Below are 14,232 nucleotides of genomic sequence, written 5' to 3' on the forward strand. Positions count from 1 at the left end.
TTTCTCTCCTCATTATAAATACCAAAAATGGAAGTTGGATAAACTGCTCAATAGGAAAATATTAACTAGCATAACTAGAAATGCACCAATATTCCATTGGATAATCTTTTTTCCGTGCAATGCATCTGCTCCTCGTAAATATAAACCTGCACAATACATAAATAAAACAACAAAAGACCCGATTACTTTCGTGTCATACCAATGAAAATTATCTAACTTCGTATATCCCCATATACATCCGAGTAAAATCGCCAATAAGAAAAATGGTACAGAAAACAAATTTAATCCATAAGACATTGACTCAAGTTTTGGTAAATTCCCTAATCTTCTTAATCTAGCATTCCATTTTTTCTGTTTTAAAAGCCGGTACTGAAGTAAATACATAATAGAAAAAATGAATGAAACGGTAAATGTTGCATAGGAAATAATCGCCATACCTACATGCACATAAACAAGCTCTGAGACTAATTGCTCAGCAAGTACAGGCGCCATCTTTCCAAGTGGCGTAAAAATAGACAACGCACTTACGCCAAAAGCAACAACATTTGTAAAAAAAACTAAGAAGTCAATTCGCATAAACCGATTGATTATTAATGACATTGTAATCAATAGCCATACATAAAAATAAATCCCAGATAGCAAGGTTAGAATCGGATTCGTTTCTGACTCTGTAGCTCTTAGCAACATAAAAACAGACTGCAACACCCATACAATGGAAAGTAACCAAAAAGCAAAGCGATTCGCCTTTCGGTTACTTTGAAAATAATCTATAAAATATAAACTAATGCTACAAGCATATAAAATAATTGTGATATGATAAATAATACTATTATTTAAAAAGCTCATCCGATCATCCTTTCGTATTATAAAGATGAAACGGATGGTGTCCACGCTCGTTTATGTTCCAGTTCTTCCGTATGTTCAACCTCTTCTTGTACTTCTAAATCAAAAATTTTCGCAAATAAAGCAAGCTTTTCCGTTGCTTTCTCTTCTGCAGCTAGCTCTTTTGCTACCAAGATTGGATCCTTCAGCAATTGATTAATAATACTTTTTGTATGCTTACTAATAACCTTTTTCTCCCGATCACTTAACGTTGGAATTTTTCGTTCTAAACTTCTCATCGTCTCACTTTGAATTCCTAGCGCTTTCTCTCGAAGAGCCGATATTAAAGGTACAACACCTAGCGTGTTTAACCAATTTTTAAATAAAACGATTTCTTCTTCAATCATAAATTGAATCTTTTCCGCTTCTTTTAAACGCTCAGCACGATTCGCTTCCACTACATCTTGTAAATCATCGATATCGTACAAGAAAGAACCCTCTAATTCATTGATTTCTGGATCAATATCACGAGGTACCGCAATATCAACCATAAATAATGGGCGACCACTGCGCATGCGTTCTACCTTTTTCATCATTTCTTTCGTAATGACATAATTCGAGGATCCTGTTGAACTGATCAAAATGTCCGCTTCTAACAAAGCACATTGTAGTTCACTTAACGGCTTCGCATGTCCCATATATTTTTCTGCCATTGTTTCCGCTTTTGTAAATGTACGATTCATAACAGTAACTTTTTGAACTCCACTCCCATATAAGTTTTGCAGTGCAAGCTCCCCCATTTTTCCAGCACCAAGAATTAAAACGTGACAGTCTGTTAAATCACCAAAAATTTTCTTTCCAAGTTCAACAGCAGCATAGCTAACGGACATTGCACTTTCACCAATTGTCGTTTCTGAATGTGCACGCTTTGCTAACGTAATAACCTGTTTCAACAATTCGTTAAAAATGGTTCCTGTTGTCTTTACCTCCTGGGCTGTTAAAAAGCTATTTCGAATTTGACCTAAAATCTGTGTTTCCCCAACTACCATAGAATCTAATCCGCACGTAACACGGAATAAATGCTCAATTGCACCATCTTGCTCAAAAATAGACAAGTATGGTGAGATTTCTTCTATCTCAAGCTGAAACCAATCAGCTAAAAATTTCTTAATGTAATATCGTCCCGTGTGTAATTGATCAACAACAGCATAAATCTCCGTACGATTGCACGTTGATACAATGACATTCTCTAACACGCTTTTTTGACTTTGTAATGTCGTCATTGCTCGTTTTAGTTCTGTTTCCTGAAATGTGAGTTTCTCACGAATCTCTACAGGGACTGTTCGATAATTTACACCAACAACAAGAATATGCACGCAGCATGTCCCCCTTCACCCGTTTTATCACCTTATCTACTATCATAATACAACTTTCCTCTTATGAATCTAACAATCGTGTGAACAACGAAATTTTTTATCGTTTTTCCTCAAATTCACAAAATAGTGAGGAAATCTCCCTATAAAACGCTCTACTTTATAATCATTATAAAATAATAACTCTATTTGTACGTTACCAAAAAAATCTGTCAGAATCAAGTAGTGGAAACTATTCCATATACATTGAAGCACTATCCTTCTCTATCTTCTTTCATTATCACATAAAATATGTATGATTGTTCCATAATGTTACATAAAATAGCTTTCCTATTTCAAAATCCCCCGCATCCTTTTTAAGCTACTATAATTGTCAAAAAACAAAAAACGCGTGACGAATTCGTCATGCGTTTTTTGTTTTTGTAAACTTATGAATCGCTTTCCACGCTTCTTCTTTTCCAAGCCCTGTTTCAGAAGAAAATAAAACTACTTCATCACCGGCTTCTACATCAAGTGTTTCCTTTACAACTTTCAAATGCTTTTGCCATTTCCCTTTTGGAATTTTATCAGCCTTTGTTGCAATAATAATTGTTGGAATTTCATAATGCTTTAAGAAATCATACATCATTACATCATCCTTTGTTGGAGGATGGCGTAAATCAATTACTAGCACAGTCGCATCTAATTGTTCACGTGTTGTAAAGTAAGTTTCAATCATCTTACCCCAAGCTGCACGTTCTGATTTCGATACCTTCGCATAACCGTATCCCGGAACATCCACGAAATGCATCATATCATTAATGATGAAAAAGTTTAATGTTTGCGTTTTTCCAGGTTTAGAAGAAATGCGGACTAACTTTTTACGATTTAAGATTGTATTAATAAAAGATGATTTTCCAACATTCGAACGACCTGCTAAAGCAATTTCCGGCAAGTCACCTCCTGGATATTGGTCTGGTCTAACAGCACTAATAACAATCTCTGCTTTTGTTACTTTCATTGTTTCACTCCTACTAAGGCATGCTCTAACACTTCATCTAAATGAGATACAAGCACAAACGTAAGATTTTCCTTTACGCTTTCTGGAATATCATCTAAATCTTTTTCGTTTTCTGCCGGCAAAATAATTTTTGTTAAGCCTGCGCGGTGAGCACTTAATGTTTTTTCTTTCAAGCCACCGATTGGTAATACACGGCCGCGAAGCGTAATTTCACCCGTCATCCCTACTTCTTTACTTACAGGAATACCTGTTAGGGCAGAAATAAGTGCTGTTGCCATCGTAATACCTGCTGATGGTCCATCTTTCGGAACTGCCCCTTCTGGAACGTGAATATGGATGTCATTTTTTTCATGGAAATCCGGGTCAATATGAAGTTCCTCTGCGCGAGAACGAATATAACTAAAAGCTGCTTGCGCAGATTCTTTCATCACATCTCCAAGCTTCCCTGTTAAAATTAATTTCCCTTTCCCAGGAGATACAGCCACTTCAATTGCAAGGGTATCGCCGCCAGCAGATGTATAAGCTAATCCTGTTGCCATACCAACTTGATCGATCTTTTCAGCCTGACCATATCGGAATATACGCTTTCCTAAAAGGTCCGTAATGTTCTTCTCTGTAACAACAACGCGCTTACGTTCCCCTGTAACGATAATTTTCGCTGATTTACGACAAATCTTAGCAATTTGACGTTCCAACGTACGTACACCCGCTTCACGTGTATAATAACGAATAATTTCAAGAAGAGCCTCATCGCGCACCTGTAAATTTCCTTTTCGTAAACCATGCTCTTTTAATTGCTTCGATAATAAATGTTCACGTGCAATATGCACTTTTTCAATTTCTGTATAACCAGCAATTGATATGATTTCCATCCGATCAAGAAGCGGCCCAGGAATGCTAGCAAGCGTATTCGCAGTTGCCACAAACATAACCTTTGATAAATCATACGGTTCTTCAATATAATGATCGCTAAAATTATGATTTTGTTCTGGGTCTAACACTTCAAGTAACGCCGCAGATGGATCTCCACGGAAATCATTGGACATTTTATCAATCTCATCTAATAAAAAGACCGGATTGATTGTCTTTGCTTTTTTCATGCCTTGTATAATCCGCCCTGGCATAGCACCAACATATGTACGACGATGCCCTCTAATCTCAGATTCATCCCGAACACCGCCAAGGGAAACACGGACAAAATTACGATTTAGCGATTTTGCAATCGAACGTGCTAATGATGTTTTTCCGACCCCAGGAGGCCCTACTAGACATAAGATTGGTCCTTTTAGTGAATTTGTTAATTTTTGAACAGCTAAATATTCCAATACACGTTCTTTCACTTTCTCCAGCCCATAATGGTCTTTATTTAAGACCATTTCAGAATGAGCAAGATCAATCTTATCATCTGTTGCATCTGTCCATGGGAGCGCTAATAACCAGTCAATATAATTGCGAATCACACCGCTTTCCGCAGAACTTACTGGTAATTTTTCATAGCGGTCTAATTCTTTTAAGACAGCTTCCTTTGTCTCTCCTGGCATTCCTGCCTCTTCAATTTTTTTACGAAGTTCTTCAACTTCCCCGCCTTTTCCTTCTTTGTCACCAAGTTCTGTTTGAATAGCCTTCATTTGTTCCCGCAGAAAATATTCTTTTTGCGTACGTTCCATCGAACGTTTTACTTTTTGTCCGATTTTCTTTTCTAAACTTAATAGCTCTTGTTCATCTTGAATAATAGAGATTAAAGTATGTAATCTTTCGTTAACAGATACGATTTCCAAAATTTCTTGCTTTTGTTTCGTTTTAATTGGTAAATGAGAAGCGATTAAATCCGCTAATCGTCCAGGTTCTTCCACATCGGCTACCGTTGCGAATGTTTCATTTGATATCTTTTTGGAAACTTTAATATACTGTTCGAAATGCTCTAGCAATGTGCGCATAAGAGCTTTTTCTTCTAAGTCGCCTTCCTCTTCTTCTACTATCGTTTGAACAGAAACTTGTATTACGTTTTCTAATTCTGTAAATTCTACTACTTTTGCTCTATGTAAACCTTCTACCAGGACACGAAGCGTACCGTTTGGCAGCTTTAACATCTGCTTTACCTTCGCCACTGTACCTACACTATATATGTCATCTTCTTTCGGATCATCAATATTCATTTCTTTTTGCATTGCTAAAAAGATAATATTTTCATCCACTGCTGCCTGCTCTAGTGCTTGTATCGACTTATCACGTCCTACATCAAGATGCAGAACCATCGTCGGATATACGAGAACGCCTCTTAATGGTAGGAGGGGCAAGATTCTTTCGTTCGTATTCATACTAGACATAGCACCTCCATAATAAATTAAACTCCTGTTCAACTATTTTATATTACAATACACCCTGATGCAATTACAGAGATTCTGTATCATCGCAATTTCACGACTTTTTTTCCTCATAAAAGAAAAATGGACTCCGCTTAAGCATACAAACTTAAACGAAGTCTGGCAAATATTTCTCTTACCATTGTGCGCAATATGCTTCTTATTTCTACAAAAATCCCTACCGAACAACGCTCTGATTCGTATGTAATGAAACGCGTTACCGAAAGCTTCACCCTATTTACATAGATTGTACATCGCCTTCTTCTAAATCGTTACGCATATCCAGTTCACGATGTAAATTTTCCTGTACGAATGCCAATTCAAACACTTCTTTTAGCTTGCGAACAGGAATAATTTCAATTCCTTTTATCGTATACAAAAATGGCTGCATATTTTCAGCAGGAATAATCACTTTTTTTGCCCCTGCCTTTTTTGCCGCTTTCACTTTTGCATATACACCACCCACTGGTTTCACTTCTCCGTGAATACTAATCTCCCCTGTCATCGCAATTTCGTTACTTATATATACGCGATGTAAAGCGGAATACACTCCCGTAGCCATTGCAATTCCAGCTGATGGACCATCAACTGGAATCCCTCCAGGAAAGTTAATATGTATATCATATCCTTCTGGCAATAATTCTAAAGAACGAAGTACAGTTAATACATTATCAACCGATCCTTTCGCCATGCTTTTACGACGAATCGATTTCGTTTGACTCCCGATACTCTCTTCCTCTACAATACCTGTCACATTTACTGTCCCCTTACCCTGAGAAGGAATAGCTGTAACTTCAACTTCTAATAATGCTCCTGTATTAGGCCCATATACAGCCAGACCATTCACTAAGCCAATTCGTGGAATGGGGTATATTCGCCGTTCATACGTTGGAGTAAGTTGACTAGCATGAATCACCCATTCAACATCCTCATTCTTAATAAAGGAACGCTCTTCATTAATTGCCATCCCAGCAGAAATTTGCACAAGATTAATGGCTTCCCGGCCATTTCTTGCATACATTCCTATCATTTCAATTCCTTGCTCGTCAATTTCCATCTCTATTTTTTCCGCTGCATTCTTTGCCACTTTTTGAACTTCTTCCGTATCCAATTCACGGAAGAACACCTCTAAACAACGAGAACGAATCGCAGGTGGAAGTTCTTCTGGCGAGCGCGTTGTTGCTCCAACAAGACGAAAATCAGCCGGTAAACCTTTTTGAAAAATATCATGTATGTACGTTGGAATCAGCGTGTTTTCTTCACTGTAATATGCACTTTCCAAAAATACTTTTCGATCTTCTAACACCTTCAACATTTTATTCATTTGAATAGGATGAAGTTCTCCAATTTCATCAATAAATAAAATACCGCCATGTGCATCTGTGACAGCCCCTTTTTTAGGTTGCGGAATTCCTGCTTGTCCCATCGCTCCTGCCCCTTGGTAAATCGGATCATGTACTGAACCGATTAAAGGATCAGCAATGCCGCGCTCATCAAAACGTGCGGTTGTTGCATCCAGTTCAATAAATGCTGCGCTCTTACGAAATGGAGATTTTTGATTTTTCTTTGCTTCTTCTAACACAAGACGCGCCGCCGCTGTTTTCCCTACTCCAGGAGGTCCATATATAATGACATGTTGCGGGTTTGGTCCACAAAGTGCCGCCTTTAATGATCGAATCCCATCTTCTTGTCCAACGATATCTGAAAAAGATGTGGGACGTACTTTTTCCGCAAGTGGTTCTGTTAAAGAAATCTCACGCATGTTACGAAGTTGCTCTAATTCTTTTTTCGATTCTCGATCAATGGAAACTTTTTGCGTTCGCTGATTTCGGAGCAAATGCCAGAAATATAAACCGACAATAACACCAAAAACAAGTTGAACGAGTAAGAATATGTTTGTCCAGCTCATGATTCATTTCCTCCCGCTACGTTTTTACTCTTTAGTATTTCCGGAGAGGAATCGCGCTAAACATAAGAAGAAACAGCAATTACAAAAATTGCTGTTTCTTCCTTTAAACATTATGCAGATGTTTTTGTATCGAGTACAGTACCATCTTGTAACACCAATTTTGGTGGTGCATTATTTGCTACTGTCTCTCTTGTTAAAATACACTTCTCGATATCTTTACGAGATGGAAGTTCAAACATGACGTCAAGCATTAAGCCTTCAATAATAGAACGAAGTCCACGAGCACCTGTTTTACGTTCAATTGCTTTTTTCGCAATCTCAATTAGTGCGCCTTCTTCAAACTCTAATTCAACGTCATCAAGCTCCAGTAATTTTTGGAACTGCTTTACAAGTGCATTTTTCGGTTTTGTTAAAATATCAACAAGAGCATCTTCATCAAGCGGCTCTAGGTTTGCAATAACTGGTAGACGACCGATAAATTCTGGAATTAAACCAAATCGTAACAGGTCTTCTGGCAATACGTGAGATAAAACATGCTTTTCATTTACTTCCGCATTTTTCTTCTCAGAACCAAATCCAATTACTTTCTCACCAAGGCGACGTTTAATAATTGGCTCAATACCGTCAAACGCACCACCGCAAATAAATAGAATATTCGTTGTATCAATTTGAATAAATTCTTGATGTGGATGTTTACGCCCCCCTTGAGGCGGAACGCTCGCTACAGTACCTTCTAAAATTTTCAGAAGTGCCTGTTGCACACCCTCACCAGATACATCACGCGTAATGGATGGATTTTCTGACTTACGTGCCACTTTATCAATCTCATCAATGTAAATAATTCCTTTTTCTGCTTTCTCAACATCATAATCAGCAGCTTGAATGAGTTTAAGCAAGATATTTTCTACATCTTCCCCTACATATCCCGCCTCTGTTAAAGATGTTGCATCCGCAATCGCAAACGGAACATTTAAAATACGCGCCAATGTTTGAGCTAATAACGTTTTACCGCTACCTGTCGGCCCAATAAGTGCGATATTACTCTTCGCCAATTCTACATCATCGATTTTACTGTTAGAATTAATGCGTTTGTAATGATTATATACCGCTACCGCTAGTGCTTTCTTCGCATTATCTTGCCCGATGACATACTCATCCAAAATTTCACGAATCTCTATTGGTTTCGGTACATCTTTGAATTCTACTTCTTCGTCTTTCGCAAGCTCCTCTTGTACAATTTCCGTACAAAGCTCAATACACTCATCACAAATATAGACACCTGGTCCTGCAACAAGCTTTCGAACTTGCGTTTGTGTTTTACCACAGAAAGAACACTTCAATTGTCCTTTCTCATCGTTAAATTTAAACATATTTTCACACCCCTTACAAAGTGCTAATATCTTGCCTTCGTATGTACACGATAAATGTATCGTATGTAAATACATATTATGTCACTACGTGGCGAGAAATACAAATAATATGATTAGTTATGTACAAATAAAAAGTTTTTAAAACTTTTGAAATATGTATATTCGACTTTTAAAGGTTCTTTTCCTTCCTCACCAAAAAGTTTTACAAATATATTCATATTTATAAAACAAGGCACGATTAAAATCGCGCCTTGTTATTTTATTATGCAGCTTTGCTATTGTCTACTAAGAAGTCTACAGCTTTACGAACTTTAAGATCTTCAGCTAGAGCTTCTGCGCTTCCAAGAGCTTGCTTAATAGCATCTACTGGCATATTGTACATTTCAGCCATTTTTTCAATTTCTGCATTTACTTCTTCTTCAGCAACTTCGATGTTTTCAGCTTTAATGATTGCTTCAAGAACAAGGTTGATTCTTACACGTTTTTGCGCATCTTCTTTCATTTGTTCTTTTAGCTTGTCAGCATCAGTACCTGTGAATTGGTAGTAAAGCTCAAGGTTCATACCTTGTTGGCTTAAACGTTGTTCAAATTCACGAACCATACGATCTAATTCTGTTTCGATCATAGCTTCTGGAATGTCGATTTCAGCGTTAGCAGCAGCTTTTTCTACCACTTCGTCACGCACTTTGTGTTCAGCTTCATGCTTTTTGCCTTCTTCTAAGTCTGTGCGAAGTTTTGCTTTTAACTCATCAAGAGTTGCAACTTCTTCGTTCACATCTTTAGCGAACTCGTCGTTTAACTCAGGAAGTTCTTTTGCTTTGATTTCATGAACTGTTACTTTGAATGTTGCTGGTTTTCCAGCAAGTTCTTCTGCATGGTACTCTTCTGGGAATGTTACTTCAACATCTTTAGACTCACCTGCTTTAAGACCAATTAATTGCTCTTCAAAGCCTGGGATGAATGTACCAGAACCGATTGCTAGAGAGTAGTTTTCACCTTTTCCACCTTCGAATGCTTCGCCATTCACGAAACCTTCAAAGTCGATTACAGCTGTATCACCGTTTTCAACAGTTCCATCTTCTTTCACAACTAGTTCAGCTTGACGCTCTTGTAAAGCTTTTAATTCGTTCTCTACATCTTCGTCAGTTACAGTTGTGTCGATTTTTTCTACTGCTAAACCTTTATACTCGCCTAGTTTCACTTCAGGTTTTACAGTAACTTTCGCAGTGAAAACAAGGTTTTCATTTTTTTCGAACTTCTCGATGTCAATCTCAGGATGAGCAACTGGGAAGATACCAGTTTCATCGATTGCTTCACTGTATGCTTTTGGTAAGATGATGTCTAATGCATCTTGGTATAAAGATTCTACACCAAAGCGTTGTTCGAATAACGGACGAGGCATTTTACCTTTACGGAAACCTGGTACGTTAATTGTTTTTACTACTTTTTTGAACGCAGCGTCAAGAGATTTGTTAACTTCTTTAGCATCAACTTCGATTGTTAATACGCCAACGTTACCTTCTAATTTTTCCCATTTTGCAGCCATTTATTCTTTCCCTCCAACTATAATAATGTATGCACATACCTCTATAGATTAAAATTCCATTATTCCTTTCTTTAGAAACAACGAGAGCGCTACACCCAATGAGTGCAGGCATTTTTATCTTCGAGCAAAAGCTTTCAGATACATCGCTCTAATCTATTCGTTGTTTACAAAAAACAACTAAGGTATATTTTGTTCGAGAATAATATGAGACATATTAAGTAAGAGAAGTATCCTTCTCTCCTCTTACAAACAGGCAGACTTCAGCCTTTTGCAACCCTTACATTATAACATAGAATATTCTCGTTTCAATAACTGAACAATTCTTTTTCATAATTATACAGGGAAATATCCTTCCTTCTCAACACGTAAAAACCATTGATAGGCAATATGAAATTCCTCTAAATGAATATGATACACTTTCATGAGTTCCTCTTCATCGACGATTAACCCGAAACGTTTTCTTCCTATTCTCTCTAAAACAGCTGCCCAAACTTTTGGGTTATTCATTAATAGAGGGAAAGGAAAAATGCTCGTTTGCATCTCTCTCCAATATGTAATAATTGTCTTAAATATATCAGGGTAATCATTTTCTAATCGATTCGATAATATATGTATAATCTTTTCAGATTGCTCTTCATCATGACCTACCTGTGCCGGAATAACTGTAATTGTTTCACCGAATTTCTCTACTTCTACCTCTTTTTCCATTTTATTTTCTACCATCTTATATAAAATAGAAGTTTTCAAATAAGGGTGCTGCTTGTCATCCAAAAGAAACTTCTGTAAAGCAGGTAGCGCCTTATCAAGATCCTTTAATAAAAGACCATTAATCGCTCGCAACTGCTGCCCGAAGTTATCTGAAAATAGTTCATTTGCAAATTCGTTCAATTCAAAATTAGAACCTATCGGAGGCAGTTCTTCCCCACCAAGCATACCTTGTGCAAATAAAGCAAGCTGCGCTAATTTCTCTTTTTGTTCCGGGAGCAGTTCTTTCGTCTGCAGCACTTCTTCAACCGTTTGAATGACACCTTCATAATCATTTGTTTGCACTAAAATCGTTACATATGTTTCAAGGATATCCCCAAACAAAACTGTTCCTGTTTCCAGCAACTTCTCACATTGTTTTTTAGATTCTTCGATTCGTTTTAATTCTAGTAAACAAATTACCGAGGCCAATTCTGTTTGTTCTGTTTCTGCATTATACTGACGTAATATTTCAAAACAACGCAACGCCTCTTCAAATTCCCTTTCTTTTAGCGCCAAAAAACCTTGATCAATATAGCGCTCTGACAACTGCGGAAACAATACGACCGTATTTTCTTTTTTATCCATACGTTCGCCTCTTTTTTTTTTAGATTTTTAGTCTCTTCAAAGTAAATATATCAAATGAAGAATCAGAACACAACATTCGAAACCTCTTTGTTCGAAATATAAAAATATTCTTTTTTTACATTTAAATCTACTAAATAAACAAAAGAAATACTGATTTTTCATGCGGTAAACATCCTCAACAACTACCGCAGAAGATTTTAAATTACTGGAAAGCACGAGTAATTGTAGGATAGATAAAAAGAAGAATGACCTGAAGAGCAATAACTGCCATCACAATTATGCTAAAAAAGAAGATCGGTTTACTTTGCTTCACTAAAAACATAATAATCAGCATAATGAAAGCAAGCAAACATAGAAAAAATAAACTTGTGGTCGAACTTAATATACCAACTGGAACAAATAACAATAATATAACACTACCAATACCTATCATTCCAAATAACCATTCCATTCATCTACCCATTCCCTTCCCCTTCTCATATAAACATATTTCTTCTACGCTACTAAATGTTTCACAACCTCAATGACACTCATTAACTTTTCATACGCAACAAAGCCAAATGCCACTGTTAAAGTCGTTACGATTAATCCTTTCATGTTTTTTCCTCCTCGATTCATCTTTGTTACCTTTATTATAAAAAGACTGACAATTTGTTACCATCGAACTTCCTTACACTTACCTTACAGAAGTGTAAGATTTCATCATGTAACCGATAGAAATGATAAAAAAGGGAAACTGCTACCCTTCATTTGTTTACAAGCATTTTATGTATACTTACTTTGTTATGCGATTCATCACGTATGATAACACTTCATCATACACTTGTTTTTCCTCTCGTATCATTATATCTTCAGGAAATGACGCATTTTTCGTACATAGTGTCACCTTATACTGTAGGTCGAGTTCATACGACTTCAGCATCCAATCTTTTGATTCTGTTTCCTCAGCAATAATACTCGCCCGTTCAAAATCAATTGTAAAAGAGTTTAAAGGAATAGACAGTCCCTTTCCAATAGCCTTTATATAACTTTCTTTTGCTGTCCAATATTCAAAAAAACACTCTAATTGTTTCTGTTCATTTTGTAACATCAAATTTTCGTATTCCTTTTTCGAGAAAACATGTTTTGCTATATCAAGATCAATCCGCTCAACTTTTTCAATATCCACTCCGATAGACATACCATCAAATGCACATACCACCCATTCACCAGCATGGGAAATATTAAAATGGAAAAAATCTAGGCCTTGTAAAAACGGTTTTCCATAGGCATTATTTAAAAATATAATCTCATCATTATTCATTTCTACTTGTTTCAGAACTTCTAATCTAATAATTAACTCCGCTACAAGAGATCTGCGAACATCTTTCATATTTCTATATTGTTTCAATTTACTGCGCTTTTGTTGATTTACAAAAGACAAAATAATCTCTAAATCTATCATAGGAACATCTTCAGTTAATTGAACGGCTATTAATTTAGAAAGTTTCAACAGTAACTCCTCCCTACTATCGGATCCACTCTTTTATTTGTTCAACACAAACAGCATTCTGATAAGGCTTCATAAGAGGGAAACTATGATAAGAAGTATTTTGATTTCCTATATATCGCAATGAATTATGAAGCGTCCCCCCTGGACCTAAGTCAAGAAATACGGCATCAGAACATATTTTCTGCAGCGTACATATCGCTTTACAAAAATAGATTGGCTTTCTCGTAACCTCCCATAAGTAATCAGATGATATTTCTTTCTTCATTTGTCCATCTACCGAATAAACTAACGGAATATTCACTTTATTATATTTTATTTTGCTCAAGAATTTCTTATATTCATTTGCTATTACCTCCATGGAAGTCGAATGAAATGCATGAGAAATAGGTAACTTATAATAGTTTATATTATGTAATCTTAAAAATTGTTCTATCTCTTTCATATTCTGTTTCACTACAGATATGACAAAATGATGATTCGATTGTATTCCTGCCAAATCACTTCGGCAATATAAATAATCTGTCTCGTAAAACAAACTCACATCTTCTTGAATCAACAACATATTTCCTGGTTCACAATCTCTTTCTACCAGTTGCGCCTGTTTTAACACACATGCTAGCGCTGATTCTGGTGTCATTACTTGAGATACAGCCAATGCAGTAAATTCACCTAAACTCGTTCCCACTACATAATCAGGCTTAATACCACTTTCGATTAAAAAGCGAGCTAACGCATATTCCACTATGAATATAGACGGATGCGTCAGCATTGTTTCTGTAAACGAATGTGCTACTTGCTTTGTACCATATAATTCTTCTACAGCTGATTTCCCAATCCAATCTTGTACAATTCGATCGAAGTCCATGACGATTTCTTGAAAGCGATTAAAACGAAAAAATAATTCCTTTCCCATTTGATAGTATTGAGAGCCTTGTCCTGAAAATAGAAAAACAACCTTTTTTTTTATCTTCTCATCTAAATTATAAATCATATTATCGTTTCCTTTCTCCTTACCGCTCTATGAA

11 protein-coding genes are annotated in these 14,232 nt (G+C 36.5%); all 11 read right to left on the reverse strand.

The window, feature by feature from the left end; genetic code table 11:
* Positions 1 to 12: 12 nt before the first annotated feature.
* Entirely contained in the window at positions 13 to 846 is an 834-nt protein-coding gene (locus BCER98_RS16055) for a cytochrome c biogenesis protein (protein ID WP_012095640.1), read from the reverse strand.
* A 17-nt stretch (positions 847 to 863) separates the two neighbouring features.
* Positions 864 to 2,198: a glutamyl-tRNA reductase gene (hemA, locus tag BCER98_RS16060; RefSeq protein WP_012095641.1), complete on the reverse strand. Its 1,335-nt coding sequence runs from the start codon at positions 2,196 to 2,198 to the stop codon at positions 864 to 866.
* Positions 2,199 to 2,598: 400 nt separating this feature from the next.
* Entirely contained in the window at positions 2,599 to 3,195 is a 597-nt protein-coding gene (yihA, locus tag BCER98_RS16065; protein WP_012095642.1) for a ribosome biogenesis GTP-binding protein YihA/YsxC, read from the reverse strand.
* Positions 3,192 to 5,522 carry an endopeptidase La gene (gene lon, locus BCER98_RS16070; RefSeq protein ID WP_041810052.1) on the reverse strand — a complete coding sequence of 777 codons (2,331 nt, stop codon included), beginning with the start codon at positions 5,520 to 5,522 and terminating at the stop codon, positions 3,192 to 3,194. Before lon ends, yihA begins: the two co-directional genes overlap by 4 nt.
* A gap of 274 nt (positions 5,523 to 5,796) precedes the next feature.
* Positions 5,797 to 7,467, reverse strand: coding sequence for an ATP-dependent protease LonB (lonB, locus tag BCER98_RS16075; protein ID WP_012095644.1), 1,671 nt, complete (start codon positions 7,465 to 7,467; stop codon positions 5,797 to 5,799).
* Between the two features lie 110 nt (positions 7,468 to 7,577).
* Positions 7,578 to 8,837 (reverse strand): ATP-dependent protease ATP-binding subunit ClpX, encoded by a 1,260-nt coding sequence (gene clpX, locus BCER98_RS16080; protein ID WP_012095645.1) that lies wholly within the window; start codon positions 8,835 to 8,837, stop codon positions 7,578 to 7,580.
* 262 nt (positions 8,838 to 9,099) lie between these two features.
* On the reverse strand, positions 9,100 to 10,383 hold the full coding sequence (tig, locus tag BCER98_RS16085; RefSeq protein ID WP_012095646.1) for a trigger factor: 1,284 nt from the start codon (positions 10,381 to 10,383) through the stop codon (positions 9,100 to 9,102).
* Between the two features lie 333 nt (positions 10,384 to 10,716).
* The gene (locus tag BCER98_RS16090) at positions 10,717 to 11,715 is read right to left on the reverse strand and encodes a hypothetical protein (RefSeq protein ID WP_012095647.1); all 999 of its coding nucleotides are present in this window, start codon (positions 11,713 to 11,715) and stop codon (positions 10,717 to 10,719) included.
* 202 nt (positions 11,716 to 11,917) lie between these two features.
* A complete protein-coding gene (locus BCER98_RS16095) occupies positions 11,918 to 12,166 on the reverse strand; it encodes a hypothetical protein (protein WP_012095648.1) in 249 nt (82 codons plus the stop codon).
* Positions 12,167 to 12,490: 324 nt separating this feature from the next.
* Complete coding sequence (locus BCER98_RS16100) at positions 12,491 to 13,207, reverse strand: 4'-phosphopantetheinyl transferase family protein (RefSeq protein ID WP_012095650.1); 717 nt, start codon at positions 13,205 to 13,207, stop codon at positions 12,491 to 12,493.
* A 16-nt stretch (positions 13,208 to 13,223) separates the two neighbouring features.
* A complete protein-coding gene (locus tag BCER98_RS16105) occupies positions 13,224 to 14,198 on the reverse strand; it encodes an acyltransferase domain-containing protein (RefSeq protein ID WP_012095651.1) in 975 nt (324 codons plus the stop codon).
* Between the last annotated feature and the right edge of the window lie 34 nt (positions 14,199 to 14,232).

The organism is Bacillus cytotoxicus NVH 391-98 (genome assembly GCF_000017425.1).
GTDB classification, from domain to species: Bacteria; Bacillota; Bacilli; order Bacillales; family Bacillaceae_G; genus Bacillus_A; species Bacillus_A cytotoxicus.